At 37.3% G+C, this 26596-nt stretch carries 28 protein-coding genes; 3 read left to right on the top strand and 25 right to left on the bottom strand.

What is annotated here, in order from left to right; genetic code table 11:
* Positions 1 to 113: 113 nt before the first annotated feature.
* The 9 genes from IGK72_RS05135 to IGK72_RS05095 form a co-directional block, all read right to left on the bottom strand.
* On the bottom strand, positions 114 to 974 hold the full coding sequence (locus IGK72_RS05135; RefSeq protein WP_002357950.1) for a DegV family protein: 861 nt from the start codon (positions 972 to 974) through the stop codon (positions 114 to 116).
* A complete protein-coding gene (locus IGK72_RS05130) occupies positions 967 to 1536 on the bottom strand; it encodes a DUF1836 domain-containing protein (RefSeq protein ID WP_002357951.1) in 570 nt (189 codons plus the stop codon). Before IGK72_RS05130 ends, IGK72_RS05135 begins: the two co-directional genes overlap by 8 nt.
* 126 nt (positions 1537 to 1662) lie before the next feature.
* The gene (locus IGK72_RS05125; RefSeq protein WP_023894546.1) at positions 1663 to 2316 is read right to left on the bottom strand and encodes a TIGR01906 family membrane protein; all 654 of its coding nucleotides are present in this window, start codon (positions 2314 to 2316) and stop codon (positions 1663 to 1665) included.
* Positions 2304 to 3074: a TIGR01457 family HAD-type hydrolase gene (locus IGK72_RS05120; RefSeq protein ID WP_002357953.1), complete on the bottom strand. Its 771-nt coding sequence runs from the start codon at positions 3072 to 3074 to the stop codon at positions 2304 to 2306. The genes IGK72_RS05125 and IGK72_RS05120 overlap by 13 nt, the downstream gene beginning before the upstream one ends.
* A gap of 5 nt (positions 3075 to 3079) precedes the next feature.
* Complete coding sequence (locus IGK72_RS05115; protein WP_002377795.1) at positions 3080 to 3709, bottom strand: YutD family protein; 630 nt, start codon at positions 3707 to 3709, stop codon at positions 3080 to 3082.
* A 34-nt stretch (positions 3710 to 3743) separates the two neighbouring features.
* On the bottom strand, positions 3744 to 5126 hold the full coding sequence (locus tag IGK72_RS05110; protein WP_002357955.1) for a bifunctional metallophosphatase/5'-nucleotidase: 1383 nt from the start codon (positions 5124 to 5126) through the stop codon (positions 3744 to 3746).
* A 124-nt stretch (positions 5127 to 5250) separates the two neighbouring features.
* Positions 5251 to 6939 (bottom strand): ribonuclease J, encoded by a 1689-nt coding sequence (locus tag IGK72_RS05105; protein WP_016634113.1) that lies wholly within the window; start codon positions 6937 to 6939, stop codon positions 5251 to 5253.
* 30 nt (positions 6940 to 6969) lie between these two features.
* Positions 6970 to 7842 (bottom strand): 4-hydroxy-tetrahydrodipicolinate synthase, encoded by an 873-nt coding sequence (gene dapA, locus IGK72_RS05100; protein ID WP_002357957.1) that lies wholly within the window; start codon positions 7840 to 7842, stop codon positions 6970 to 6972.
* Positions 7843 to 7875: 33 nt separating this feature from the next.
* Positions 7876 to 8943, bottom strand: a complete 1068-nt coding sequence (locus tag IGK72_RS05095; RefSeq protein ID WP_002381968.1) for an aspartate-semialdehyde dehydrogenase — start codon at positions 8941 to 8943, stop codon at positions 7876 to 7878.
* A 206-nt stretch (positions 8944 to 9149) separates the two neighbouring features.
* On the opposite strand from IGK72_RS05095, the gene IGK72_RS05090 reads away from it, so the two are divergent.
* Entirely contained in the window at positions 9150 to 9608 is a 459-nt protein-coding gene (locus IGK72_RS05090) for an S-ribosylhomocysteine lyase (protein WP_002357960.1), read from the top strand.
* A gap of 83 nt (positions 9609 to 9691) precedes the next feature.
* Entirely contained in the window at positions 9692 to 10426 is a 735-nt protein-coding gene (gene nfsA / locus IGK72_RS05085; RefSeq protein ID WP_002357961.1) for an oxygen-insensitive NADPH nitroreductase, read from the top strand.
* Between the two features lie 57 nt (positions 10427 to 10483).
* On the opposite strand, the gene IGK72_RS05080 is transcribed toward nfsA, so the two are convergent.
* From IGK72_RS05080 to IGK72_RS05020, 13 genes are all read right to left on the bottom strand, one after another.
* On the bottom strand, positions 10484 to 10732 hold the full coding sequence (locus IGK72_RS05080) for a YtxH domain-containing protein (RefSeq protein WP_002357962.1): 249 nt from the start codon (positions 10730 to 10732) through the stop codon (positions 10484 to 10486).
* 90 nt (positions 10733 to 10822) lie between these two features.
* A complete protein-coding gene (gene scrK, locus IGK72_RS05075; protein WP_002357964.1) occupies positions 10823 to 11701 on the bottom strand; it encodes a fructokinase ScrK in 879 nt (292 codons plus the stop codon).
* A 226-nt stretch (positions 11702 to 11927) separates the two neighbouring features.
* Complete coding sequence (locus IGK72_RS05070) at positions 11928 to 12140, bottom strand: hypothetical protein (protein WP_002357965.1); 213 nt, start codon at positions 12138 to 12140, stop codon at positions 11928 to 11930.
* Entirely contained in the window at positions 12133 to 13197 is a 1065-nt protein-coding gene (locus IGK72_RS05065; RefSeq protein ID WP_070415903.1) for a DUF916 and DUF3324 domain-containing protein, read from the bottom strand. Before IGK72_RS05065 ends, IGK72_RS05070 begins: the two co-directional genes overlap by 8 nt.
* Positions 13198 to 13335: 138 nt before the next feature.
* Complete coding sequence (tagD, locus tag IGK72_RS05060; RefSeq protein ID WP_002384695.1) at positions 13336 to 13746, bottom strand: glycerol-3-phosphate cytidylyltransferase; 411 nt, start codon at positions 13744 to 13746, stop codon at positions 13336 to 13338.
* A 52-nt stretch (positions 13747 to 13798) separates the two neighbouring features.
* Entirely contained in the window at positions 13799 to 14392 is a 594-nt protein-coding gene (locus tag IGK72_RS05055) for a hypothetical protein (RefSeq protein WP_002363732.1), read from the bottom strand.
* Positions 14393 to 15139 (bottom strand): WecB/TagA/CpsF family glycosyltransferase, encoded by a 747-nt coding sequence (locus IGK72_RS05050; RefSeq protein ID WP_002360559.1) that lies wholly within the window; start codon positions 15137 to 15139, stop codon positions 14393 to 14395. It abuts the gene before it with no gap.
* Positions 15129 to 16241: a teichoic acid biosynthesis protein TagB gene (gene tagB / locus IGK72_RS05045; protein WP_430608909.1), complete on the bottom strand. Its 1113-nt coding sequence runs from the start codon at positions 16239 to 16241 to the stop codon at positions 15129 to 15131. The genes IGK72_RS05050 and tagB overlap by 11 nt, the downstream gene beginning before the upstream one ends.
* Positions 16242 to 16557: 316 nt before the next feature.
* Positions 16558 to 16827 (bottom strand): type B 50S ribosomal protein L31, encoded by a 270-nt coding sequence (locus tag IGK72_RS05040; RefSeq protein ID WP_002357967.1) that lies wholly within the window; start codon positions 16825 to 16827, stop codon positions 16558 to 16560.
* Positions 16828 to 16926: 99 nt separating this feature from the next.
* On the bottom strand, positions 16927 to 18219 hold the full coding sequence (gene rho, locus IGK72_RS05035) for a transcription termination factor Rho (RefSeq protein WP_002357968.1): 1293 nt from the start codon (positions 18217 to 18219) through the stop codon (positions 16927 to 16929).
* Positions 18216 to 19508 (bottom strand): UDP-N-acetylglucosamine 1-carboxyvinyltransferase, encoded by a 1293-nt coding sequence (locus IGK72_RS05030; RefSeq protein ID WP_002357969.1) that lies wholly within the window; start codon positions 19506 to 19508, stop codon positions 18216 to 18218. Before IGK72_RS05030 ends, rho begins: the two co-directional genes overlap by 4 nt.
* Positions 19509 to 19681: 173 nt before the next feature.
* On the bottom strand, positions 19682 to 20551 hold the full coding sequence (locus tag IGK72_RS05025; protein WP_002357972.1) for a class II fructose-bisphosphate aldolase: 870 nt from the start codon (positions 20549 to 20551) through the stop codon (positions 19682 to 19684).
* 202 nt (positions 20552 to 20753) lie between these two features.
* Complete coding sequence (locus tag IGK72_RS05020; protein ID WP_002381974.1) at positions 20754 to 21710, bottom strand: YitT family protein; 957 nt, start codon at positions 21708 to 21710, stop codon at positions 20754 to 20756.
* Positions 21711 to 21945: 235 nt separating this feature from the next.
* On the opposite strand from IGK72_RS05020, the gene IGK72_RS05015 reads away from it, so the two are divergent.
* Entirely contained in the window at positions 21946 to 22440 is a 495-nt protein-coding gene (locus IGK72_RS05015) for a YajQ family cyclic di-GMP-binding protein (protein ID WP_002357974.1), read from the top strand.
* On the opposite strand, the gene IGK72_RS05010 is transcribed toward IGK72_RS05015, so the two are convergent.
* Genes IGK72_RS05010 through IGK72_RS05000 form a run of 3 tightly spaced genes read right to left on the bottom strand, consistent with a single transcriptional unit; the run spans position 22424 to position 26586 of the window.
* A complete protein-coding gene (locus tag IGK72_RS05010; protein ID WP_070415905.1) occupies positions 22424 to 23140 on the bottom strand; it encodes an HD domain-containing protein in 717 nt (238 codons plus the stop codon). The genes IGK72_RS05015 and IGK72_RS05010 overlap by 17 nt on opposite strands.
* A gap of 21 nt (positions 23141 to 23161) precedes the next feature.
* Positions 23162 to 24127 (bottom strand): asparaginase, encoded by a 966-nt coding sequence (locus tag IGK72_RS05005; protein ID WP_002357976.1) that lies wholly within the window; start codon positions 24125 to 24127, stop codon positions 23162 to 23164.
* Positions 24124 to 26586 carry a helicase C-terminal domain-containing protein gene (locus IGK72_RS05000; protein WP_070415906.1) on the bottom strand — a complete coding sequence of 821 codons (2463 nt, stop codon included), beginning with the start codon at positions 26584 to 26586 and terminating at the stop codon, positions 24124 to 24126. The genes IGK72_RS05005 and IGK72_RS05000 overlap by 4 nt, the downstream gene beginning before the upstream one ends.
* Between the last annotated feature and the right edge of the window lie 10 nt (positions 26587 to 26596).

Raw genomic sequence — 26596 nt, 5'->3', positions numbered from 1 at the left:
GAAATTTTCAATATAATTTTTGTTGTTTTTCCAGCAAAATGATATTTCTATGAAAAAGAGAAATCTTAAATGAAAAATCCCCTCAAAAAAATTTGAGGGGATTTTTCATTTAATTAATCATTTAATAACTGTATGCCAACACCTAAAAGTCCTGGTCCTGTATGAACAACTAATGCCGGACTAATTGTTCCAAAGTAAATTTCTTCTGCTTGTGGAAAAGCTGCTTTCAAGCGTTCCATCATTGCTTTTGCTTCTTCCTCTGCCGCACCGTGAGCGACTGCCAAACGGAAACGGGGTGCCTCACCTATAAAGTTCGTCACCAACTCAAACGTTTTATCAAGACTTTTTTTACGGCCGCGAGACTTAGCCACCGTATAGTAAATGCCTTCTTCATTACAAGAAATAATGGGGTTTAATTTTAGCGCATTCCCTAAAATAGAAGTGACTAAACCAATTCGTCCACCTTTTTGTAGATATTCTAAAGTGGCTACATTAAAAAATACTTTTGCGTTGGCTACTTCTTCTGTTAATTTTTGTTGTAATTCTTGCCATCCTAATCCTGTTTCAATTAATTCTGCTGCTCGTATCGCCTGAATGCCAGCCCCGATACCAATGTTCTTTGTATCTAAAACAAATACATCTAGTCCTTCGGTTTGTTCTCCAAGCAAGCGAACTACATTATACGTTCCACTTAAACCACTAGAAATGGTCACCGCTAAGACTTTTTCGTAACCCGCTTCTTTAATTTTGTCAAAAATAGCTTGGATTGTTGCACCATCAGGTAATGAAGTACTAGGGATTTCTTTCTCTAAACGTTGATACACTTCTTCTGGTGTAATATCTACCTTATCTGTATAGGTTTTTTCAGGATAAATAATCTGTAAGGGCAAGACATACATGCCGTATTGTTTGACTAATGCCTCTGGAACATCTGTCCCAGAATCAACTAGTAGTGCGATTTTTTCTTTATTCATGTGTCATCTCATCCATTTCTTTTAAGTATTCTTGTTCCAATTCAATCACTTTTTCACTAAACATTTTAGTAGCAAAAGACATTGTCGCTGCTTTTACAGCCAAATATTCAATCCCCATAGGTTCTTGTGATTTGGCCTGAACTTCTTTTTCTTGCGCTTGAGCAGCAATCACATAAATCGCTCGTTCCTGTTCTTGACAAAATAAATTGTACGCTTCACGAATACCAACCGTAGCTCCTTGGAATAAAATGCCTTGCTTAATTTCTGGCAATGTTAACACTTGTTTCAACAACGTAATCGCAATTAAAAACGCTAAATGCTTTTGATTGTAGCGCTTTTTCACTGGGGCCGGGATTAACCCGTGTTTGACATAATTATTAACCATTGAGGACGTTAACAAAGTATGTTTTTCCAGTGTAATCAATGGGGATAAGTATTTTTCTATCAGAGTAATCACTTGATCCATATATAATTCAATATCTGGTAACTCATGCCATCTTGGCAAATGAACGTTTTCCAATTGTTGGCCCCAATTTTGTAGTGATTTTTCTATCTCGTCCATAAAAACCCTCCTAACCATTTCTAAAAAAGAATATCATACTTTTGACAATTATTCAATCTAGTTTTTAAAACTAGATTGAATAAAAAAGAAAAGCGAGCAATTTTGGAATTGTTCACTTTTCTCTCTTTATTTTTTTAAAGAACGTTTTCCGATTAAAATACCTATCAAAAACAGGCCTTCTAATAAAATAAAAAACAAGATAAAACAATGCATAAAGTAGGCTTCAGGTAAGGCATTGATAATCGGATCAGTCAGCGGATTAAATAACCAAGCATCGTTGTTAAAAAATAATCCATGAAACGCAATAAAAAATTGATCAAAGCCAATCAGCATGAAAAAGCCAAAAAGCACAGGCAAAAACATTCCCCACTGAAATGGCCGTATCAATGTCCATAAACGCTGATTTTTCACCAAATATTTTAAATAAAGGACACTAGGCAACAACGTAACTAGTAATACGCCATAGCACAATAAAAATAATTTTTTCACTTCATAAAAATGAAAAGCCGCGCTATCAGACATTGGAAAGTCAGGAAATACTAATGTTTTTTCAAAAGGATTGTTTAAGTACATCATTAAATGATCGTAATTTTTAATCAAGGTCACACGATCAACCTCTACGTCTTTTAAAATATTTAAGTGTTGGATATCAAAAAGATACAATGGACGAAAATTAATCGTGATCGTGATACTTAAAGCCACAATCGTTAAAAACAAACAAATGAGTCCAAGTGTTTCCCTTAAACGCAATTTCGACCTCATCATACTCAAAAAGTCCATTCATCTAAGGAATCAACAACATAGGTTGGTGGCGTTGGCAAAGTTGGAACAGCTGACTTAGGGGTAAAACCTGATGTAACTAACAAGCTATCAATACCATTTTGAATCCCTGATTGAATATCGGTTTCATAATTATCTCCAACCATAATCACTTGCTCTTTTTCCACGCCTAAATGCGCAATCGCTCGTTCCATGATAATCGCTTTTGGTTTGCCAATATAAACTGGTTTTGTTTGAGTAGCTGTCTCCACAAACGTCACAACTGAACCTGCACCAGGTAATAAGCCTCTTTCTGTCGGAATGTTCTTATCTGGATTGGTCCCAATAAACAACGCCCCTTTTTGAATGGCTAAGGTAGCTAAAACCACTTTTTCATAAGATAATTCTGTATCAAGTCCCACGACAACATAATCAGGATTTGTTTCATCCCATTCAAAACCTGCTTCTAAAATTAAGTCAATTAAACCAGCCTCGCCGATGACAAAGACTTTCTTGCCTCGATTGGTTTCTTTCATGTAATCAATCGTCGCTAAAGTCGCTGTATAAACAAGGGATGCTGGGACATGAATATCAAATTCATTTGCTAAACGTTGTGCCACTGTTTCAGGAGATTTAGTGGTATTATTCGTTACAAATAAAAAAGGCAAATCTTTTTCCTGTAACTGCTCGACAAAACGTTTTCCGGCTGGAATTGGTTCTTTTCCTAAATAAATCGTTCCATCTAAATCAATTAAATATCCTTGATAGTCTTTTTTCACTCTGTTTACTCCTCACGTTGACGAATCGTAAAGCCTTTGCCAGATTTTTTGGAACTAGGCTGTTTGGGTGTAGTCGTTTTTTTATTTTCTTCTTTTCTCGTACGAATCACTGGCTTGCTATTTTTATTAGCGGGCGCACTCTTTTCCTCGACAAACGCGTTAGAACGATTATTCTTTTTATGGCGACGACGACGATGCGTTGTTTTTTCTTTACGTTCCCCTGTTCGTTCAATTACAAAATAGGCACAGCCAAAATTACAATATTCATACAAATAGTCTTCTAGTGTATCAATGCGTTGATCCGGCGCTGCCCGACGATTAGAAGTATCAAAAAAGCCACGCAAGCGTAACTGTTCATAGCCCCAGTCTCCTACGATATAATCATAACGCGCTAATACTTCACTAAACCGTTCACCTAAGCGTTCAGGATCAAAGGCATCACGATGATTTTTAACAATTCGGTACTCTCTTTCACCAATTTGAATATCTGTTTCATTCACAATGGTGACAATTTCCCCTTTTTTCTTTTCTTTTACAGGTTCTTCTTTTATTTCTTCAAGAACTGCTGTTAGTTCTTCTGTAAAGGTTGCAGCAGTTTCTGTTTCTTTTTTTTCGGTTGTCTTTTTGTCTGTCATTTTTTCACCACCTAGTTTTTATTATACCTTGTTTTTATTTGATTGGATAGTGGGCATGCAGATAGTTCGCCACGACAGTTCTTAAAACGTCTGGAAATAAAAATTCGACTTCTCCAACTAACTCAATCGTTGGGAAAAACGGAACAAATTGAAAGTGATCCACTGTTGTCAGCGTATATTTCTGCTCTGGCTGAATAGGTTTCCCTTGCCAAAAAACGGTCTGGCTATTTCGCTCAAAACGAATCCCATCATAACATAATTCGCCAAAAATTTTCCCGCGGAAGCCCATCCCGCGAATCGGAAATTTCCGCAGAAATTGACGACTTTTTTCCATTTCACGAATCAAACGGCTCATGTCTGACCCTTTCAAGGTAACCTTGATTAAATGCATTGGATGAGGCAAGGCCTCATGTAATTGGTCTGCATTGATTATTCCTTCTGGTAAATCTGCTAAAAATAACCCGTTGTTCAACACAGCCGCTTCGGTCTGCCCCGCTTCTTTTAACGCCTTCAAGGCAACAGTTATAAAGGCATGCGGTTGCCGTAAGTCCGTTGACAAGGTTTCAGGGATTTGTGCAATTTGCTGCGCTTGCAATAGTCGATGACCTTCCGTTAAGTAACCCGCAATTTCCTTGGCATCAGTTGCTTGCTCTTCTAAACTTGCTGTTTCAATCGTTTTTGCATAACTTGTGACTTGCTTCGTGTCGGCATCCACAAACAGATGCACTTCACCAATATACTGTCCATATTTGCCAGCAGCTGCTAGTTGCACATGATTAATTTTTTCACCATCTTTAAATAAATGATGTGTATGGGAACCTAAAATCACTTGAATTTCAGGATAATTCGCCGCAATCATAAAATCAGTATCTATCCCCAAGTGACTAAGCAAAATGAGAACATCACATTGAGGCGCAACTTCTGTAATCAGTTGAGGAAGGACTGCTTCCACTTGTTTGATTGTCCAGCCATTGGGATTATACGTTAAAGGAAATGGTGCGGTTAAGCCAATAAACCCTAACTTTGTGCCTTCTTTAGTTGTCATAATTTTATATGCTTGACAAAAATCTGGTAACGTTTGGGTTTTTGGATCTTCTAAATTAGCTAAGACCACTTCAAATGTTGCCTGATCATATAAATGCTCTAATTGTTTCTTTGAATTGCCGATTCCTTCATTATTTCCAATTGTAACCAGATCATACGCTAATGTATTCATTATAGCTACATTTGCTCGACCATCTGTTGCTTCGGTCAAAGGATGACACCGATCTGAAAAGTCACCTAAATCAATGGTTACGACTGTTTTGCCCTCTTTTTGGTACAGCGAACGTTTGGCTTTAACCAGACGCCGTATTTTGGGCCAATTTTCAAAGTGAGAATGAAGATCATTGGTATGGAACAACACAATCTCTTCCACTAAAATCGCCTCCTTTATTCAGCGCTCTGATTAATAGTACCATATTTATAGAAGAAAGTTACAAAAAAGAACAGATGACTTTAGAAGAATTTCTCCTAAAATCACCTGCTTTTATCAGGACGAACTATGCGTTATTTTTGGGACGCTTGCGTTGCGTCGCTTCCATGATAACTGGTAAGATCACAGGACGACGTTTGGTTTGTTCAAATAAATAACGGCTTAAGTTTTCGCGGATTTCTTGTTTCAGTTTGCTCCATTCAAAATCGTCACTTTCTAAATGCTTTTCAACAATTTCTGTGACAATATTGCTACTTTCTTTCATTAGGTCTTTACTTGTTTTAACGTAAACAAAACCTCTAGAAGTAATTTTAGCTGGGGAAACAATTCGTTTTTCTCGGCGATTAATTGTCACAACAGCCACAAAAATACCATCTTCGGAAAGAATACGACGATCCCGTAAAACGATATTACCAATATCGCCGACACCAATCCCGTCAATCATAATATTTTCGGCCGTTGTGCTGCCAGCTACCGACATTCTACCTTTTGTATACTCTAGAATGTCCCCACGACCTGTAATAAAGATATCTTTATAAGGCATGCCAATTTCATGTGCTAAGTCCGCATGCGCAGCTAACTGGCGGTATTCACCTTGGACAGGAATGAAATATTTTGGTTTCATTAAGTTCAGCATCAATTGCAAGTCATTTGGATTAGCGTGACCAGACACACGTAAATTGTCGGAAATTTGCTTCACCGTAGCACCGGCCCGATAGACAATATCCTCTGTTTTGGCAACCGTTGTTTCCATGGCCGTTGTCGGCGTTGTCGTAATATAAACTAAATCGCCTTCTTCAATTCGAACGACACCATGTGTATTATTAGCCATTTTTTGAAGTGACTTAATCGGTTCTCCCATTCGGCCTGTTTCTAAAATTAATAACTGTTCGGGTGCATATTTTTTCATTTCTTTTGGTTTCACTAATAGATCTTCGCTTGGCAATTGTAATTTTTCCAATTTCATCGCCGTCCGAATAATCCGTTCAAAATCTTGGCCTGTCAAAACGACTTTACGACCAGAACAATCCGCTGCATTCAATACTTGTTGAACCCGTTGCAAATTACTTGCCACACATGCCACGATAATTCGTCCTTCCCAATAGCGAATCGTGTCGAACACTTCATCAGCGATTTGGGCTTCGGAAGCAACTTGGACTGGGTTTTCAGCATTTGATGAATCACTAAGTAGCGCCAAGACGCCTTCTTTCCCAATTTCAGCCAAGCGGCCATAATCGGTTTGATACATCTCAATCGCACTTTGATCAAATTTAAAATCACCAGTATAAACAATGTTGCCTTCTTTTGTTTTGATGCTAACGCCAATCGAATCTGGAATGGTGTGCGTTGTTTTAAAGAAGCTCACCGTTGCTTGACCAAAATCAATTTCTGTATGCGGGTCAATCACATGGAAATCTTTAAATTTCTTCGTTTCCGCATGACTGTTGACACTTAGTTTTGCTAGTTCAATCGTTAATTCTGTCCCAAAAACAGGCACTTGAATTTTTGAAAGCAAATACGGTAAGGCCCCAATTGCATCTGCATGGCCATGTGTTAAAAAGACCCCTGCAATTCGTTCACTATTTTCTTCTAAATACGTAAAATCCGGAATGACAACGTCAATTCCTAAAAGTTCGTTCTCTGGATATTGTAATCCACAATCCAGTACAAAAATTTCATCTTCCACTTCAGCAACGTACATATTTTTTCCATTTTCACGAACGCCGCCTAATGGAACGATTTTTATTGTACTCACTCTTTTCACCTCTCTATGATTACACGTTCTTTAAATCTCTAACGTGCGAATAATTCTTTGCTCTTCTTCTGGTGTACAAGCAACTAGAGGTAAACGTAAATTTCCAACAGGAATACCTAAATGATTTAAGGCCGCTTTCACGGGTGCCGGTGAAGGCACTGAAAACAATGCGTTCATTTTTGGTAATAACTGTCGTTGAATTTTAGCCGCTTCCGGCAAGTTCCCCTGCTCCAGCGCTTGATACATCTCATACATTGACGAACCGAAGACATGACTGGCTACCGAAATAACCCCTTGTCCGCCAAGTGCCTTGGTGGCAAAAGCCAACCCGTCTTCTCCAGTATACACTAGAAAGTCTTTTGGCGCTCTTTCAATCAACTCAGTAATTGCATCTAACCCTGCACATTCTTTAATTGCCACAATTTTTTCCAATTGTGCTAAGCGCAAAGTAGTTTCCACTTCTAGACATGCAGCCGTTCTACCAGGAACATTGTACAAAATAATTGGCAGTTCACTTGCTTCTGCGATGGTTTTAAAATGTTGATACATACCTTCTTGATTTGGTTTATTATAATAAGGAACAACCGCCAAAACAGCATCGATACCAGCGATTGTCGCTAACTCTTTCACAAAAGCGACTGAGTCACGTGTATCATTCGTACCTACACCACAAATAATCGGAATACGTCCATCGATCAGTTCAATCATTCGCTGGAATAATTGTAATTCTTCTTCATGAGTTAACGTGGGTGATTCACCAGTTGTTCCTGCTAAAATAACGCCTTCTGTATGATTGGCCAATAAATAGTCTACCAATTGCGGTAGTTTATCAAAATCTATTTCTCCCGATTCTTGAAACGGCGTAACCATTGCCGTAATAATTGTTGCATTCGTTAAATCCATCCTATTCCCTCCCGAGTATACAATACAAACCTTCTAGTCGTTTTCAGGTACACGAAGCAAATTCATTTCGTGTAGCGTTTCAGCAATTTGGACCGAGTTCCAAGCAGCTCCTTTTAATAGGTTGTCTGACACAATCCATAAATGGAAACCGTTCTTCACGTCAACGTCTTGACGAATACGGCCGACAAATGTTTCTTTCTGGTTGACGCTATTTAGCGCTTGTGGATATAGTTGTTCACTTGGCTCATCTTGCAAAATTACACCTGGAGCTTGCGCCATTAATTCTTGGATGGCTGAGACCGATGCATCTGCTTGTTTCACTTCTATATAAACAGACTCAGAATGTCCTGAAATTACCGGAATACGGACACAGGTGGCAACGACTTTTAGCTTGTTGTCTCCCATGATTTTTTTTGTTTCATTCATCATTTTCCATTCTTCGTAGGTATACCCTGCTTCTGAAAAAACATCAATTTGAGGCAACGCATTAAAAGCAATTGGATAATGTTTTTCGTCACTGCCAGCTGGTAAAATTTCAGCTGACCATTCGCTGACAGGTTTTCCCTCTAAAAAATCTTCGGCTTGTTCTTTTAGCTCATTAATTGCACGGATACCTGCGCCACTCACAGCTTGATACGTTGAAACGATGATTCGTTCTAAGCCAAACGCTTGCCGAATTGGTTCCAAGGCCACCATCATTTGAATCGTAGAACAATTGGGATTTGCGATGATTCCCTGATGATTTTTTAAGGCTTCCGGGTTCACTTCTGGAACAACTAAAGGAACATCTTTTGCCATTCTAAAATGGCTAGTGTTGTCAACAACAACAGCTCCGCGCTTAACTGCTTCTGGTGCAAACTTTTCGGAAATACTCCCACCAGCACTAAATAATGCTAAATCGATTCCTTCAAATGATTCCGGGACTAATTCTTCCACGATAAGAGGTTGCCCTTTAAACTGAATCTCTTGTCCAGCAGAACGCTTAGACGCCAACAACCTCACACTGGCAATTGGCAAACTTGTTTCTGCTAACAATTCAATCATTCTTGTCCCGACAGCACCTGTTGCTCCTACCACGGCAACATGATATTCTTTTCCCATATTTTCATACTCCCCTCTTACCTTCTTATAAAAGCTACTTGTCCTATTTTACCATAGTATTGAAAAAACCTACATAGTCAAAAAAATGATTTTTTTATTTTCCCATGATATTTTAAAACTATTACCCATCAAAGGACTATCCATTGACTTTTGACTTAAATTTGTTATAGTTAAAACGAATTTAATTATAAAGGGAGCGAAATTTCATGGCACGCGTAGAAAGTTTTGAATTAGATCACAACACAGTAAAAGCACCATATGTTCGCCTTGCTGGCACAGAACAAAATGGTGATGCGTTAGTCGAAAAATATGACTTACGTTTCTTACAACCAAACAAAGATGCCCTACCAACAGGCGCATTACACACGTTGGAACATTTATTAGCAGTTAACATGCGTGATGAATTAAAAGGAATCATTGACATTTCGCCAATGGGTTGCCGCACTGGTTTTTATATGATTATGTGGGATCAACATTCACCACAAGAAATCCGTGATGCATTAGTCAACGTTTTAAACAAAGTAATCAATACAGAAGTTGTTCCAGCAGTCTCTGCAAAAGAGTGCGGAAACTACAAAGATCATTCTTTATTTGCAGCGAAAGAATACGCAAAAATCGTCTTAGACCAAGGAATTAGTTTAGATCCATTTGAACGTATTCTGTAATCTTTAGCAATTAACGACAGAGAAACCCACTATTAAGCTGTGGGTTTTTCTGTTCTCTTTCTTAATTTAAACGGAGGTTTTTTATGAATCAAACAATCGAACAATTACTAAGTCACCGTTCCGTTCGTCATTTTAAAAAGCAAGCGTTAACGGACAAGCAGAAACAACAGTTAATTACTGCAGCTCAAGCAGGATCAAGCTCCAATTTTTTACAAGCTTATACAATTATAGAAATCAAAGATCCTGAGCTACGAAGAGAATTGGGACGTTTAGCGAATTGTGAAGACTATGTCGTTAACACTGGTGTGTTCTATGTTTTTGTTGCTGATTTGTATCGTCATGCAACGATTTTGTCAAAAGAGGGGCAATCATTGGAACCCTTAAAGACACCAGAATCATTATTAGTAGCTGCCGTTGATACAACGATTGCTGCCCAAAACATGGCCATTGCGGCTGAATCTATGGATTTAGGGATTTGTTATATTGGCGGCATTCGAAATGACTTAGACACAGTAGCCAAACGCTTATCTTTGCCTGAATTAACTGTACCACTTTTCGGATTAACAATCGGTGTACCAGAAACGTTAAATGGTGTAAAACCACGGATGCCTTTTGAAAATATTTTAAGCGAAAATCACTACCAATCAGACAAATTGACAGATATGCACACATATGATGAATTATTAAAAGATTATTATGCCAGCCGCTCAAGTAACGCCCAAACAGCGGATTGGTCACAGAAGTCTTTGTCCTATTTTTCTTATAATCGTCGGCCAGAAGTAAAAACATTTTTACAGAAGCAAGGATTTGATATCTAAACAAAAGAGCGTGGGCTTACGTTATTTCAACGTAAGCCCACGCTCTTTTGTTAATTTTTATTTATCTTTACTAAATTTGTCTTTTAAGTCTTCAAAGCCTTCTTTAACTTTATCAGTTAATTTTTCAGCGCCTTCTTTAAGGTCATCGCCGGCATCACGTGCTTTGTCTTTTACGTCAGCAAAGGTTGATTGAGCTTTTCCTTCAAGTTCTTTGCCTTTATCATCCGTAACTTTGCCTTGCGCTTCTTTTGCAGTACCTTCTACTTTATCTTTTGCATCGTCAAAACGTCCTTTTAAATCTGCCATGCTAATCCCTCCTAAATAATTAATTACATAATAAGAGTATCATTCTTAGCCATTTCCTTCAAATATAATGCATGAACTGCGAATAAATGGTTATTTTTGAGCTATTAAAGCTTTTTTTGCCAAGGCAAAGCAACCAATTGTTCCTGGATTATCTTCTAAAAGAGGCGTCACCAAGTATTTTTCTAAAGGCGGTGTTTCCACATATCCATTGACTAATTCAGCAAATTTTTCACGAACTTTCGGCATCAAATGACGTTGTTTCATGACGCCGCCGCCTAAAATGATCACTTCTGGCGCTAATAATAAAGTAGTATTGTACGCCGCTTGCGCTAAATAATAAGCTTCTAGTTCCCAAGTTTTATGATCCTCTTCCAATAAATGTCCTTTTTTACCAGAACGACCTTCAACTGCTGGTCCTGCTGCAATCCCTTCTAAACAATCTCCATGATAAGGACAATTTCCTGCATACGTATCTTCAGGATGACGACGGACTAACGCATGCCCCATTTCTGGGTGGCTAAAGCCTTCAATAAACTCACCGTTTTGAATCGCTCCAGCGCCAACACCAGTTCCAATTGTATAATATACACAACTAGATGTATGTTGCCCATTTCCAGCAACATACTCACCATATGCCGCAGCATTCACATCCGTTGTCCAAGCCATTGGCACATCAAAATGTTGTTTCATAGTCCCTAACAAGTCAAAGTTACGCCAAGCTAATTTTGGTGTAGAAGTGATATAACCATACGTAGGAGAATCAACGTGAATATCAATCGGACCAAACGAACCAATCCCAATCGCTTTTAAAGGATATTGTTGGAAAAATTCTATTACTTTTTTCATTGTTTCTTCTGGGGTTGTTGTGGGAAAACTGACACGTTCTACGATGGTCAAATCATCTGTCCCAACGCCACATACAAATTTTGTGCCACCGGCTTCGATACTTCCTAAAAGTTTTTCTGTCATTGCAATATGCTCCTTCGTTTCCATTTTATAAGTAAGCGGATACATTACTTTTGATTAAATAACTAACATACACGTTTAGTTTACCACTTTTTTGTCGTTTCGACAGAACAATTTAACAATTTCAGTCAGGTTGCCCAATGAAATCTGGCAAGTTGCTAAAGAGCATTTTCCTAAAACAAAAAAACGAGCATTCACGGTTATCTAACAATGAATGCTCGTTTTTTGTTTATTGATTCTTTAGCGAAAAATATAACAATAGTCCGATTGTAATCCACCCACCACTAAGTAAAAGCATTAACCAACTTAAAAGCGTTTCTTTTAGAATACTTCTGGGTTCTTTTGCATGCTGAATAAAACTCATACTAGTCAGCAAAGAAAAGAGGAAAAACATAAAACAAATGACCGCTAAACCGCCAGACAACCAAAACCAACTAGCCATTATTCTCACTCTCCTTTTCGCTTGTTTTTTGATAATTATTGCGCCAAATGACACTATAAATTGCCCCAATTGTGATTACTAACAACGTGTAGAAAGTCGGTAACCACCATGTAGGTAGGACCCATTTGACCGTAGCCTCTTGATTCAATTTTTTTGCTTCACGAGTGTTAATCGTAAATTCTTGTTGAAAAGGCCAAGACTGTTGTTCATCTTGTTGTAAAATAGCACGTCCTGTAAATATATAAGTCCCAGCATCTAGCGGTTGTTTACCCAAATCAAGATGAAAATTCATGGAACTATTTGGGGCAAAGCGAACATTTTTTAGTGTCCGTTGTGCAATTTTTTTAGAGGATTCTTTTTTTATCACTTGACCTTCTAAACGAACTTCTGGAAAAATAGCAGCATATGGATTTTGAATGACCGCCTTTAGTGATTTGGCCCCTAAAGCAATTGTAGGTGTTACTTTCGCTAATTTCAGTTGGTTCACCTCTGTTAAAGGAGCATTCTCAGCACTCCTCATGGCAATCGCAACATTAAACCCGTAGCGACTGGTTAATCCCGTTGTTTGGTTCTCTTCCTCTGTTTTTTCATCTTTGAGATGCGCATAAACCCCGCCTAAAACAACTCCTTTGATAGGCTGATCAAGTCCCTTCACCTTCATCTTTGCTGATACTGTTTGATGAGGCGGCACACTCACTTCCTCATTTTCTAAAGTAACCAAGTCTGTCAGCGAAACCTTTAACGATGAATCAAGTGGTTTATCAAAATCATTGTACACAATCAACCCGTTATCATTTGTTGATGCATTTGCTAGAGTCAATACGATGGACAATTTTTCGTCTGTCTTATTTTTTATATCTAAGACAATAGTGGAAGATTGCTTTGGTGCCAGAATTAAATCATAATAACTTGATGTTCCTGACACTTGATTTTCTGGTAAAACAGGCGTTACTGTAAATTTAGTCTTCATTTCTTCTGTAGCTTCTACTTTTGGAACAATAATAAAAAATGTGAAAAACAGAAATAGACAGAAAACACCGACTTTTTTTCTACTCATTTCTTCAAGATCTCCTTTATAAAGCTGAATGTACCTACTAGTCTAACAAATCAGCGAAACAATGCTGATCAATCTTTGACTTTTGGGAAGGATAATCTTGAAAAAAGTCTCCTTGAAAAATACCAAGGAGACTTTTTATTATTCACTATAATATAATTCTTTTTTTATCTGTGTGGTTGATACTTCTGGCGTTCGTGGCAAATAAAGAACCTTTGCGGTTGTTTCAACTTCTAGAAAATCAAAAGCCCCTTGCCAATCATCGCCCATGACTAACGTATCAATTTTAAATTCAGCAATATCGGAAACTTTTTGTTTCCAACTAGTTTCAGGAATAACTAAATCAACATAACGAATTGCCTCTAATAATTGTTTACGTTTTTCATATGAAAAATAACTTTGTTTCTTTTTTTCTAAATTAAAAGCATCTGTTGAAAGTCCAACAATCAGGTAGTCCCCTTGTTGTTTCGCTTTTTTCAACAAATTAATATGACCATAGTGCAGGAGGTCAAATGTGCCGTAAGTAAGTATTTTTTTCATAAAAACCTCCATTGTACTTTGATATTTCTTCGTTAATTATCAATTTTTGTGAATAGAAAAAAGGCTACTCTTGATTGACTTTGATGGTTTTTCGATCAAATTTTTTATTTTCTGTAGCAGTATAAATTAGTAATAACTTACTCAGAGATTTTATAGAGAAAGACGTTGTTGTAGCTTTTTTTAATTGCTTTAACTGCTTTTGCAATTTTAACGGATTTTTATCTTTTAATAATTTAATTTTCGTTAAACGAAAAATGTGTTCCTGATGCTCAAATGAACGTTCAGCATCTGAATGACTAAAACGAAGATATTCTGAAAGCACCTCTTGATTTACAGCAACTTTTCCTTTTGGTAAAAACCATTCTTTGCCATTTTGATCTATTAGATGCCGCTCACTTTGATTTGAAATAACAATTTCTTTATCGTCTTCAAAAAGATACGAAAAAAGCATTGCTTTTTTTATAATTATGTACTCAGTTACTTCATATGAAGACAATTTTCTTAATTCTTCTATCAAACTATTCCATTGATTATTTTGAACAAATTTACTTAGTTTGTGAATAGGTGGTACTCGTAAAATGAACTTCTCATCTTTCTCTATTTTCACGATATAAAAAGTTGTGTCTAAGTCATTTTCCCAAATAAACAAAATAATCATTTACTGCCCCCTAGACTTGTTGTTCCGATACTTAATAGTCAAATAAATATATTTAGGAATTTGCATTAACCGATCGTATCTCTTCATTGTCAAACAACGATATAACCATTCCAAATTGTGATTTATATAAAATTCTGGCGCTCTTTTTACTGATCCAGCTAATACGTCAAAAGTACCGCCTACGTCTAAAAATACATTAGCTGTCAGGTGATCAATTGTTTGTTCCAAAAAAATCTCTTGTTTCGGTGAACCTAATGCTACAAAGACAAACCTTGGTTCAGCTTTGTTAATTTGTTCCACAATTTCTTGCTGTTTTTTCTTTGTATAGCCATGTAAAATACCGCTAATAACAATCCCTGGATATTGTCGTTGAATATTTTTAGCTGCTGCTTCAACTACTTCTTGCTTTGCACCATACAAGAAGATTCGTTCCTTATGTTGATTTGCATACTCTAAAAAATTATCCATGACATCAATTCCTGTAACTCTTTCACGAATAGACCCACCCATTAGCTTCGATGCCTTGACCACACCTATCCCATCTGCAATCCGATGAGTTGCTCTTTTCAAATATAACTTAACTTCTGGATGTTCAAATGCTAACAATGAAATCTGCGGATTAACGCTAGTTACAATCATTTTCTCTTTAGCTTTGAGATAACTTTCTAAGTCATCCATAATTTCTTGATGTGTTAATACGTCAACTGGTAATCCCCCAATATATTCAGTGCGTACCTTACTTTTCACAAAATCCCCCCAAGATTCTCTCTACCAACTCTACTATTTTATTAATGGTCTCTTTTGACTGATATTGATTCCATTCTTCGTTAATTCTAGTAATATTATCTTTATAACTATTTATTGAAAAATTTGACAATGCCACAATCAACTGTTTTTCATTTTCAACTAACGGTCCTGGTAAATATTCAAAAAAATCAGGCTCAATTCCAGGATTTAATGCGTATTTTTCTAAATCTGGACAAAAAAATAAAATGTTCGGTTGCTCTTTAACATGCATGTATTCAAAGACCACACTCGAATAATCAGTAATCAAGTAGCCTATTTCACTAAAGCTTTCAAAAATATGCTTTTCCCAAATAGAAACATTTCTCGGTAGTTCAATGGCATCTAACTGGATTGATGGATGTAATTTCATATAAAAATGAAAATTTGGCATAGCAGAAAAAGCCTTCATTGCTTGATTTATCACAAGCATCATTTCATTCATTCCCTCTCGGTAAGTTGGTGCATATAAAACTTTATTATTCTGATTTGTTTCTCCTACCTCTAATTTTTCAAGATAAGCAAGACGCGGCGAACCAAAATGACAAAATTGAGCATTCTCGAGACGATAACTGTTTCTAAAAATTGCTTCCATTTTTAGTGAATTAACGATAAAATAATTCATTTTATCGTAAACTTTTTGAAACCTGATTTGATCCTTGCTACTTCTATGTTTCGTGTGATAAGCACCCCAGCCAAACTGTTTTAAAGCCCCATTAGCATGCCATAATTGGATAACTACTTGCTTTTTTTTTAAAATTGCCAATTCTGGAAAATAATTATCTACAAAAATTAACGGCGCTGACTTCAAGTATGAAATCGCCGTTGTAATCAACAAAGTTTTCTTATCAAAAAGTATCGTCTTTATGCCTTTTTGATTTAAGGATGCTGCGTATGATTGACAATTTTTTGTATAAAGTACTATTATCATTCCGTGATATTGTTGTTCTAATTGTTCAATTAAATGTCCATCATTTCTTGGGAAACTCATTATGTACACAATTTTTACTTTTTTATTCTTGTACGGTCTCCATCTTAATACTGTTAAGTACAATTGTTTTAGCACTTTTATATCCTTTCACAAACAATAGTTTTCTTATAAAAAAGATATGATCAAAGTCTTTAAAAAGAAAAAGCTTACATATAAACTCATTAAAACAAATTATACCTTAAAGATTCTAAAAAGACAATTGCACTTTACAATATGTATACTATCCAAATAATTTAAATTATACGGTATACGGACTAGCTATACTTTCAGTTAAATAAAATAATATTTAAATAATTTCTCTGAATTTAAAACTGCCTATCCAACAAAAATAGAGGTTTCCCACCACAGTGGAAAACCTCTATAAACCTTGTCATAACAATGTTTTGAAAGACTATGCGTCTGGATTTGCGTTTTCGTCTTTGAGACCGTATTTTTTGTTGAAACGGTCCACACGTCCGTCGGCTTGTGTGAATTTTTGACGACCAGTGTAGAATGGGTGTGAGTCTGAAGTAACCTCAACACGTAATAATGGATAAGTGTTGCCATCTTCCCATTCAACAGTTTCTGAAGATCCTTTAGTTGAACCTGAAAGGAATTTGAAACCTGTTGTTGAATCCATGAATACTACTGGTTGGTAATTTGGATGGATATCTTGTTTCATACGTTTTTTCGCTCCTTTGCCCTGATCCATTTGCTGTATCAGAGTTATTTTGTCGGTATACAACAATGCTATCTTACCATGTTTTCAGTTGGTATGCAATTATCTTTTTGGATTTCTTTTAATTTGTTTGCCAAACGAAACATCATGGAAAACTTCAAATAATTGTTGATTATTTTGGGTCCGTTTCAACATTTTTATGAATTGATCCGTATATTCCAGCGAGTCTCCTGACATATTATTTCTCAATTTCCACGTTTCTTCTAGTTGTTCTGGTGTCATTAACAACTCTTCTTTTCGCGTACTTGATTTTTTAATATCAATTGCTGGGAAAATACGGCGCTCTGCTAATTCACGAGATAAATGGAGCTCCATGTTGCCTGTGCCTTTGAATTCTTCATAGATGACATCATCCATTCGGCTACCTGTATCCACCAATGCCGTGGCTAAAATAGTCAGACTGCCCCCTTCTTCGATATTTCTGGCAGCACCAAAAAATCGTTTAGGTTTGAAAAACGCAGCTGGATCTATTCCGCCACTTAAGGTTCGACCACTAGGCGGGACCACTAAATTATAGGCCCTTGCTAAACGAGTGATGCTGTCCATTAAAATAACTACGTCCCGTTTGTCTTCAACTAAGCGCATTGCTCGATCCAGAACCAATTCAGCAACTCGCGTATGATTTTGTGGTTGTTGATCAAAAGTTGAAGAAACCACATCGCCTTTAACACTTCGCTCTAAATCAGTCACTTCTTCAGGACGCTCGTCAATTAACAACAGAATCAATTCCACATCAGGATGATTTTCTGTAATCCCATTAGCAATTTCCTTTAAAACACTTGTTTTCCCCGCTTTTGGCGGCGCTACAATTAAACCACGTTGCCCAAAACCAATTGGGGCAAATACATCAATCATTCGTGTTGATAATCTGCCAGCCGTTGTTTCTAACGTTAATTGTTTTTCAGGATACAACGGTGTTAGCGCTGGAAAATGTGGCCGCTCTTTCGCTTCTTCAGGATCTTTCCCATTGACACTTTCAACATGCATGAGTCCATAGTAACGTTCTGATTCCTTTGGCGGACGCGCCTTGCCAGCTACTTTGTCCCCATTTCTCAATCCGAAACGACGAATTTGAGAAGAAGAAATATAAATGTCTTCTGCACTTGGTCCATAATTAATTGGCCGCAAAAAGCCATAACCATCCTGAGAAACAATATCTAAAATTCCTTCCATGAAGAAAAACCCTTGCTTCTCAGCTTGTGCACGAATCACAGCTAAAGACAATTCTTTTTTGTTCATTTGGCTATAATAAGGAATTTTAAACTCTTTCGCGTACGCATAAATATCTTTTAACGTACTGTTTTCCAATTCAGCCATTGTTAAATAGTCGCTCATTGATCCACCTCAAACGGACCTTCTTGTTCTTCGGTTTCTAGCATTTGAATATCAGCGCCTAAAGCAGTTAACTTTTCGATAATGTGGTCGTACCCACGTAAAATATATTCTACATTATAAATAGTGGTCGTACCTTCAGCCATCAAGCCGGCAGTGACTAGGCAAGCGCCTGCCCGTAAATCAGAGGCGACTACTTCTGCACCGTGCAATTGATTTGGACCATTTAAAATAATCATATTGCCTTCAACCGAAGCATCAGCCCCCATCCGCACTAACTCAGGGATATGCTTATTTCGTTGAGCATAAATCGTATCAATAATTTCACCAGTTCCTTGCGCTTTTAAAAGTAATGGCGTTAACGGTTGTTGCAAGTCTGTGGCAAAACCAGGATACGGATAGGTTTTCACCGTCGTCATTTTCAGATCATGTGACGGATGAACTTCAATCATGTCTTCTTCAATTGTCATCTTAACGCCCATTTCTTGCAATTTCGCAATGAAGCTTTCTAAATGCTCATAAATAACATTTCGAACCTTGATTCCTTCACCCATAGCTGCTGCCATAGCTAAATAAGTCCCAGCTTCAATTCGATCTGGAATAATCGAGTGACGACAGCCATGTAATTCTTCGACACCTTCAATCCGAATAACGTCCGTTCCAGCTCCTCGAACTTTTGCACCCATGTTATTTAATAATGTAGCAATATCAATAATTTCTGGCTCACGCGCAGCATTTTCAATAATCGTTTTGCCTTTGGCTTTAACTGCGGCTAACATGACATTGATTGTAGCGCCAATAGATACCATATCCATAAAAATTCGGGTTCCTTGTAAGCCAGCTTCGTCTGTTCTCAAGTACATCGCCCCATGTTCGTTGGTTACATGAGCGCCTAATGCTTCAAATCCTTTGATATGTAAATCAATTGGACGAGGTCCTAAGTAACAACCGCCAGGTAAGCCGACAACGCCTTCCCCAAATCGACCAAGAAGTGAGCCCATAAAATAATAGGATGCACGTAAGCTATTGATTTTTCCTTTTGGCATAGGCACAGAAACAACTTCTGTTGGGTCAATAATTAATGTATTATTTTCAAAAGTAATTTTAGCACCCATAATTTCTAAAATTTCAATTAATGAGTGAACATCCTGAATGTCAGGAACGCCATCTAAAGTCACGGGCGAATCTGCTAAAATAGCAGCTGGAATTAAAGCGACCACACTATTTTTGGCGCCGCTAATGGTTACTTCGCCCTTTAATGGACGATTCCCATTGATTACGATTTTTTTCATTTATATTCTCACCTATCTATAATATACGTTTTCTAAATAAACTACCCAATCATTCTATCATAATCAAGCTTAAGAAAAAAGAAAACTTCTCAGGTATTTTAATAGAATGAAAAAATAACAAAAAATAAAAAAGACAGCCACGTGCTGTGGCTGTCTTTAACGTAACTAGTTGATTAAGCTTTGTTAGCTGAACCGAACCAATCAATGTGTTCTTCTGCATCTTTGATGATTGCAGCTTTACCTGGTGCTAATAATTTACGAGGGTCAAATCCTTTACCTTCTAAATCTTTACCAGCTTCAATATATTCGCGCGTTGCTTTAGCGAATGATAATTGGAATTCTGTATTTACGTTAACTTTTGAGATACCCATTGAAATTGCTTTTTCAATTTGTTCTTGAGGAATACCAGAACCTCCGTGTAATACTAGAGGTACATCAGAACCGACAGCTTCAGCAATTGCTTGTAAGTGATCAAATGCTAAACCTTTCCAGTTTTCTGGATATTGACCATGGATGTTACCGATACCACATGCTAAGTAGTCAATACCTGTAGCAACCATTTGTTTACATTCTTCGATATCAGCTAATTCGCCAGTACCGATGATTCCGTCTTCTTCACCACCGATTGAACCAACTTCACATTCAACAGAAATACCTTTAGCGTGAGCTTTTTCAACTACATCTTTCGCTAATTTTAAGTTTTCTTCGAATGGTAAGTGAGAACCATCAAACATGATTGAAGTATAGCCAACTTCGATACATTCTAAAGCAGCTTCGTAGTCACCGTGGTCTAAGTGAATTGCTACTGGAACTGTGATATTCATTGAGTCTACTAAATTAGTAATCATGTCTTTAGCTACTTTGTAGCCGCCCATGTATTTAGCAGCGCCCATTGATGTTTGGATTAGAACTGGTGCTTTTTTAGCTTCTGCTGCTTCTAAAATCGCTTGTGTCCATTCTAAGTTATTTGTGTTATAGCCACCTACTGCATAGCCGCCTTTACGTGCTGCTTTTAAGAATTCTGCTCCTGATACTACTGGCATAAAAAATTCCTCCTAAGTTTTTAAAAACTTTATTTGTTAGGTGTTCCCTAACCAACGGTTCTATTTTAGCAGAATTCCTGACACTTTTCTAGTAAAATTCCCTTTTTCAGAAAATTTTTGTCTATTCTTTCACATAACCTTCATTTTTATAAAAAAACCTCCAGTTTTCCCGTTATCACTTTGGGATCTGAAGGCCGACTTGCTATTTTAATTTTTTCTTTGGTGGATAACGTTTCACCTTGTAAGATTGAAGCTCAGGAAATGTTCCTGTACTATGAAAAATCCGTTGTTCATCTTCATTGGCAAAACGCCCTAAAACCGATTGTGTTGGTAAAATATTTACAAAGGCATTCTCATCGATACTGTAAACTGCTTGTTCTAAATCATAGAGTTCGTAGCGAGTAATGACCATCATAATCATCCGACCTTCTGCACCTGAATAGCCGCCGATTGAAGGCAACAAGGTCATGCCACGAGCGATTTGTTGAGAAACTTCTAAGGCAACGGCTTCTGGTCTCGTGGTGACAATCATTGCTGTGACTTTTTGGTGACTGGTATGAATCATGTCGACCACCTGACTCAAACAGTAAATAGAAATAATAGTATACAACGCACTTTCCCAGTTAAATACAAAACCAGCCAACAGCACAATAATACCATTTAATAAGAACATAAAATTACCAACGGTTTTCCCTGTTGTTTTTGAAAGAATCAGTGAAATAATGTCCATGCCGCCAGTGTTAAAGCCCATTTTCAATGAAAGCCCTGCGCCAACGCCGACTAAGACACCACCCATAATTGCGTTCATCAAAGGATTCGTTGTGACTGTTACGATTGGCACAAACATAGTGACAACGGAAATGCCAATAACATTGATGAAACTAAGAATCGTTGATTGTTTCCCTAATTTTACAAACCCTAGAATGAAGACGGGAATGTTTAAAAATAAAATGAAGATCCCTGTATTAATATGGATTCCTAAATTTGTATATAATAATGTAGCAATGATTTGCGCAATTCCGTTCATCCCTGCCGAAAAAACTTTTGCCGGAATCAAAAAGAAATTCAAACCGACCGCAGAAGTCAAAGCGGTTATCGCCATCACTGCTATTTTTTTTATCGATTCATTCCTTTGGTAAGTACTAACCAATCGACTCATTTTTCTTCGCTCCTTCGCTATTCTTCTGACTTAGAATAACAGGTTCTATCCTAAAAGAAAAGGGGCTAAAAGCGAACATTGAAAAAAATTTTTTTTGCAACGTTTCCATGAAAGAATGCGGGAAGATATCCCTAAAAACTGATCTTCTTATTTCTCTATTCAAAATGATTCTAGCCTAACCTTTTTTACTATTTCATGATATGATGAAGCAAAGAATATTTTAGGAGGTTTTTACATGGCTGCAAAAGAAGCAAGTTTTGATGTAGTTTCAGAGGTCAATATGGAGGAAGTCAAAAACGCAATTCAAATTGCCTTAAAAGAATTGAAAAATCGTTTTGACTTTAAAGGGTCAATTGCTGATATTAAATTGGAAAACGATAAACTAGTAGTCGTAGCTGAAGATGATTATAAAGTCGAGCAAGTGAAGGATATTTTATTTGGAAAATTAGTCAAACGCAATGTTCCGATTAAAAATATTCATTTCTCAGAAAGTGAAAAAGCCTTAGGCGGTACTGCTCGCCAATATGGTGATTTAATCAGTGGTATTGATAAAGAAAATGCGAAAAAAATCAACACAGCTATCAAAAACTCTGGTATTAAAGTTAAGTCACAAATCCAAGAAGACAAAATTCGGGTAACTGGAAAAAGTCGGGATGATTTACAAAAAGTCATGGCTCTTTTACGAGAATTAGATTTACCAATGGCTCTTGAGTTTAATAATTATCGCTAAAAAAATCCTTCAACTGTTCATTAACAGTTGAAGGATTTTTTAGTTTTGGTACCGGCCATTCTTGATTATTCAATAAAACGATTGGTCGGCGTTGAATTTTTTCTGAAAAAGCGGCAATTGCTTTGAAGACCTTTGGCATAAAATAAAACGCATTTAATTCTTCTAAATCCAGTTCTTCTTCTGCCGCAAACGCGACACAAACTTCTTGTTCTGAAAGCATAATTTCAATTTTCTTTAAAAATTGAAGTTGCCGCATTCCCGGTACGAAATAACCAGCCTTTGCAACACGAGAGGTTGTAATATCTAACTTATCACTAATGATTAGCGCTAGTGTCATTAACTCTTCCGAATCAAAGCCATTACTATGATTTTCTATAGAAGATAAAATTTCTTCTTGATAAGGCAAACAAATCTTTTGCTTACGAAAATATGCTTCTGCAAATTGTTTCCCACGAAGTGCATGTCCTGCTTTTCCTTGTAGCGCACCCACATCATGGAGCAGTGCCGCAATTTTTGCCGCCTCTAAATACTCCTCTGAAACAGCAAGTTGTTTCAAAATCATTTCCGTCATGGCTACGACATTGTTTACATGAAACCAATTATGGTATGCCCACCCAGCTTCTTCATCTTCCATTTGACCAATTGCATCATAAATTTGTCGAATTTCAGTATCTTGATGAATGCGTTCAAACAGCTTCATTTATTTTCTCCTTAAAATTAGTTACTGTTCCAAAAATTCTTTTAACTCTGCAGGATTTTTTTCGCTGTTTAAACCAACAATTAAACGAATCCGCGCTTTCGGTCCGTTTAAGCCACGAGCAAAAACAACCCCCATTTTTTTCAAGCCAACGCCACCACCAGCATAATCATAGATATCTTCAGCAATGCCATTGGAACAACGAGAAACTAAAACGACTGGAATCCCGTTGTCTAGCATCTTTTGTAATGCTGGGAGCGTTTCTGGCGGTAAATTGCCCGCACCTAGCGCTTCAATTACTAACCCATCCGTTTCTGGGGTGTTTAATAATTCAAACATCCGTTCACCCATCCCCGCATAGGCCTTCACTACGTGAACATTTCCTTTCACAGAAGAAACATCGCAAACTTCTTGCGGTAAGACCTCTTTCGCAAAAAAAGCACGTTCTTTCGCAATGGTTCCTATTGGTCCAAAAGTTGGCGTCCGAAACGTCGCTACGTTCGTTGTATGTGTTTTTGTCACATAACGCGCCGTATGAATTTCATCATTCATCACGACTAAAACACCTTTATCGTACGATTCGTCTGAACAAGCAGTCCAAATAGCACTGATGAAATTATACAAGCCATCACTACCGATTTCGTTACTTGACCGCATTGCTCCTGTTAAAACAATGGGGATTTTTTTCTCTAAGGTTATATCTAAAAAATAAGCAGTTTCTTCTAATGTATCTGTTCCATGCGTAATAACCACGCCATCAATTGGTTCAGAATAAGCTTTTTGAATCCGTTCTTTTAATTGAAACATCCGTTCTAAGGTCATGTGTGGTGAGGGAATATTAAAAATATCTTCAACAACTAAATGAACCTTGCCAGAAAATAATGCTTCTTGTTCCATCAACGGATTTTTTTCATTCGGGGCAACACTTCCTCCTGCTACTTTCGACATGGAAATGGTCCCACCTGTATGAAGGACTAAAATGGTCTTCATTTGTTTCCTCCTTTGTTTTCTTTATTTTTTAACCAAAATTGTTTCACTTGTTGAATGAGTTGTTCATTGGTGTTTGCCTTTCGATGCGCCAACCAATGCGGCGGAAAGAAACGCTGGACACTTGGTAATTCAAATCGTTCGTCTAATAACAACACAAAGCCTTTATCTTGCGCATCTCGAATGACACGTCCAGCCGCTTGCAAGACTTTATTCATGCCAGGAATTTGATACGCAAATTGAAACCCTTGCCCTCGCTCTTCTTGATAAAAAGTGCGAATCAGTTCTTGCTCTGGGTTCATTTGTGGTAGCCCGACACTAACAATTATCGTACCAATCAATCGGGTACCTTTCAAGTCAATTCCTTCTGAAAATATACCACCTAAAACACAAAAACCGATGAAAGTTTCTTGAGGATTCTCTTTAAATTCAGCTAAAAATGCTTCTCGCTCTTTTTCGTTTAAGTCCGTTCCCTGAATTTGAGTTTTTACTTGCGGGTAACGTTGGCTAAATACTTGATAGACATCATCCATATAGGCGTAGGAAGGAAAGAAAATTAAATAATTACCTGTTTTTGTTTCACTTAACTTCCCTAAAAGTTCACTAATCTGTGGATAACTTTTTTCACGGTTTTTATAGGTTGTTTGAAGATGACTACCAATCATCAACAATTGATTTTCTTCCGGAAAAGGATACGGAATCCGATAACGTAGGCTTTCTTCACCTCCACCAAGCACTTCTTGATAATAATTCAGAGGTGTTAAACTTGCCGAAAATAAGATACTCGCTTTCCCTTTATCTAATCGTTGTGACAATAAATAAGCCGGATCGACACAAAATTGTTTCACAACGCAGTCATAGTTTCGCAAAGAAATAGACGTATAAAAGCCGTTGTCGTAATACTCGCTGATTCGAAGATAACTTAAACAATCAAAATAAAAACTGAGAATCGACGCCAATTCCTCAATGTGTTGCTTTTCTGGCAACCATTCTGCAATTACTTCTGTTAATCGATGTATCTGTTTAACTAATGAATCAATTGGCGCACGTTGGGCAAAAAAATCCGTGTCTTTTTCTTCACAGATTGCTTCAATATCATCAAACGTAGTTAAGACTTTTTGACAAGCTCTTTTTAATTGAACAGATTCTTTTTGCAATCTTTTTTGAATTTGCAAAACCGCATTTCTAGAAATAGCGGCCGAATACATCTCCCGTGAACGATTAACCAAATTATGGGTTTCATCCACTAAAAAAATATTCTCTTCTGCACTTTGGGGTTCTTCAAAGAAGCGCCGTAAATAAACCGTTGGATCAAATAGATAATTGTAATCGCCAATAATTAAATCACACCAAAGACTTGCATCTAGCGACAACTCGAATGGACACAATTGGTGCTTTTGTGCATACCGTTCAATAACCTCTCTCGTTAAATGATTTTCATGTTGCAATAAATCCCACAGTCCCTCATTTAAACGATCATAATAGCCGTCAGCAAACGGGCAATGTTCTGGTGTACAATTTCGTTCAGTTAAAAAACAAATTTTATCTTTTGCTGTTAACGTAATACTCTTAGTTTGCGCTTGTTTTTCGGACAGCGCTTTGACGGCATCTTCAGCCACTTGCCGCGTAATGGTCTTAGCTGTTAAATAAAAAATCCGTTCGCCTTCTTCTTCACCAATTGCTTTCATCGCTGGAAAAAGAGTGGACATTGTCTTGCCTGTTCCAGTTGGTGCTTCCACGAAGAGCCGCTGTTTACTAAGAATTGTTTTATAGACGGCTACCGCCAATTCTCGTTGCCCTTTGCGATACTCCCCGTAAGGAAAACTAAGATTTTTTAATGATTTATTTCTCAAAATACGCCATTCTTCTTTAAAAATTACCCACTGTTCATAGCGCTTCATCAAATCAGTAAAAAACTCCGCTAATGCAGCTTCTGTAAAATGGCGTTCTTGTCGTGTGATTTGTTTTGTGGTGGTCTGATAATAAGTGAGTTGAAGCGTTATTTCAGAAAGTTGTTCTTGTTGGCAATACATGTGACCATAACACATCGCTTGATACCAAAACAATTCGACCTTTTCTGGCGGCAATTCTTCAAACGCTGGTTCGGATGTTTTAATTTCATCAATGACCACTTGCCCAGTTTCTTTCACAAAAATGCCGTCTGCACGACCTTCTACACAATAATTATGGCCATTTAAAGGCACCTCAATTTTTAAAGATACTTCCTTTTGATAAAGGCTCCCCGCTTCCTTTTGCAACATTCGATGAAGGCGACTACCTTCTTGTGGTGTATGTTCACTCACATGGCGAGAATCGATACTTCCCCGCCTTAAAATAAATTCGACCACTTGACGCACCGCAATTTTTCTCGTTGATTTCACGTAATCCCACCTATCTGCCTCCCTATTATAGAACATACATTCGCTAAACAAAAGCAAAAAATCCAAAACGAACACAATCATGCGTTCATTC

It is taken from the genome of Enterococcus sp. DIV0183, from assembly GCF_050541505.1.
Lineage (GTDB): Bacteria > Bacillota > Bacilli > Lactobacillales > Enterococcaceae > Enterococcus > Enterococcus faecalis.
Note: the sequence above shows the minus strand (reverse complement) of the source record. Positions and strands in the feature narration are given on the sequence as shown.

Coding starts and splice junctions, on each gene's coding strand:
- IGK72_RS05135 (WP_002357950.1), bottom strand. CDS start 974: ATGAATAAAGAAAAAATCGCACTACTAGTTGATTCTGGGACAGATGTT.
- IGK72_RS05130 (WP_002357951.1), bottom strand. CDS start 1,536: ATGGACGAGATAGAAAAATCACTACAAAATTGGGGCCAACAATTGGAA.
- IGK72_RS05125 (WP_023894546.1), bottom strand. CDS start 2,316: ATGGACTTTTTGAGTATGATGAGGTCGAAATTGCGTTTAAGGGAAACA.
- IGK72_RS05115 (WP_002377795.1), bottom strand. CDS start 3,709: ATGACAGACAAAAAGACAACCGAAAAAAAAGAAACAGAAACTGCTGCA.
- dapA (WP_002357957.1), bottom strand. CDS start 7,842: ATGGATTTAACGAATGCAACAATTATTACGGCAATGGTTACGCCGTTT.
- IGK72_RS05095 (WP_002381968.1), bottom strand. CDS start 8,943: ATGGGAAAAGAATATCATGTTGCCGTGGTAGGAGCAACAGGTGCTGTC.
- IGK72_RS05090 (WP_002357960.1), top strand. CDS start 9,150: ATGGCACGCGTAGAAAGTTTTGAATTAGATCACAACACAGTAAAAGCA.
- nfsA (WP_002357961.1), top strand. CDS start 9,692: ATGAATCAAACAATCGAACAATTACTAAGTCACCGTTCCGTTCGTCAT.
- IGK72_RS05080 (WP_002357962.1), bottom strand. CDS start 10,732: ATGGCAGATTTAAAAGGACGTTTTGACGATGCAAAAGATAAAGTAGAA.
- scrK (WP_002357964.1), bottom strand. CDS start 11,701: ATGACAGAAAAACTTTTAGGAAGTATCGAAGCCGGTGGCACAAAATTT.
- IGK72_RS05070 (WP_002357965.1), bottom strand. CDS start 12,140: ATGGCTAGTTGGTTTTGGTTGTCTGGCGGTTTAGCGGTCATTTGTTTT.
- IGK72_RS05065 (WP_070415903.1), bottom strand. CDS start 13,197: ATGAGTAGAAAAAAAGTCGGTGTTTTCTGTCTATTTCTGTTTTTCACA.
- tagD (WP_002384695.1), bottom strand. CDS start 13,746: ATGGAGGTTTTTATGAAAAAAATACTTACTTACGGCACATTTGACCTC.
- IGK72_RS05055 (WP_002363732.1), bottom strand. CDS start 14,392: ATGATTATTTTGTTTATTTGGGAAAATGACTTAGACACAACTTTTTAT.
- IGK72_RS05040 (WP_002357967.1), bottom strand. CDS start 16,827: ATGAAACAAGATATCCATCCAAATTACCAACCAGTAGTATTCATGGAT.
- rho (WP_002357968.1), bottom strand. CDS start 18,219: ATGAGCGACTATTTAACAATGGCTGAATTGGAAAACAGTACGTTAAAA.
- IGK72_RS05030 (WP_002357969.1), bottom strand. CDS start 19,508: ATGAAAAAAATCGTAATCAATGGGAATCGTCCATTAAAGGGCGAAGTA.
- IGK72_RS05025 (WP_002357972.1), bottom strand. CDS start 20,551: ATGCCAGTAGTATCAGGAGCAGAATTCTTAAAAGCAGCACGTAAAGGC.
- IGK72_RS05020 (WP_002381974.1), bottom strand. CDS start 21,710: ATGAGTCGATTGGTTAGTACTTACCAAAGGAATGAATCGATAAAAAAA.
- IGK72_RS05015 (WP_002357974.1), top strand. CDS start 21,946: ATGGCTGCAAAAGAAGCAAGTTTTGATGTAGTTTCAGAGGTCAATATG.
- IGK72_RS05010 (WP_070415905.1), bottom strand. CDS start 23,140: ATGAAGCTGTTTGAACGCATTCATCAAGATACTGAAATTCGACAAATT.
- IGK72_RS05005 (WP_002357976.1), bottom strand. CDS start 24,127: ATGAAGACCATTTTAGTCCTTCATACAGGTGGGACCATTTCCATGTCG.
- IGK72_RS05000 (WP_070415906.1), bottom strand. CDS start 26,586: ATGATTGTGTTCGTTTTGGATTTTTTGCTTTTGTTTAGCGAATGTATG.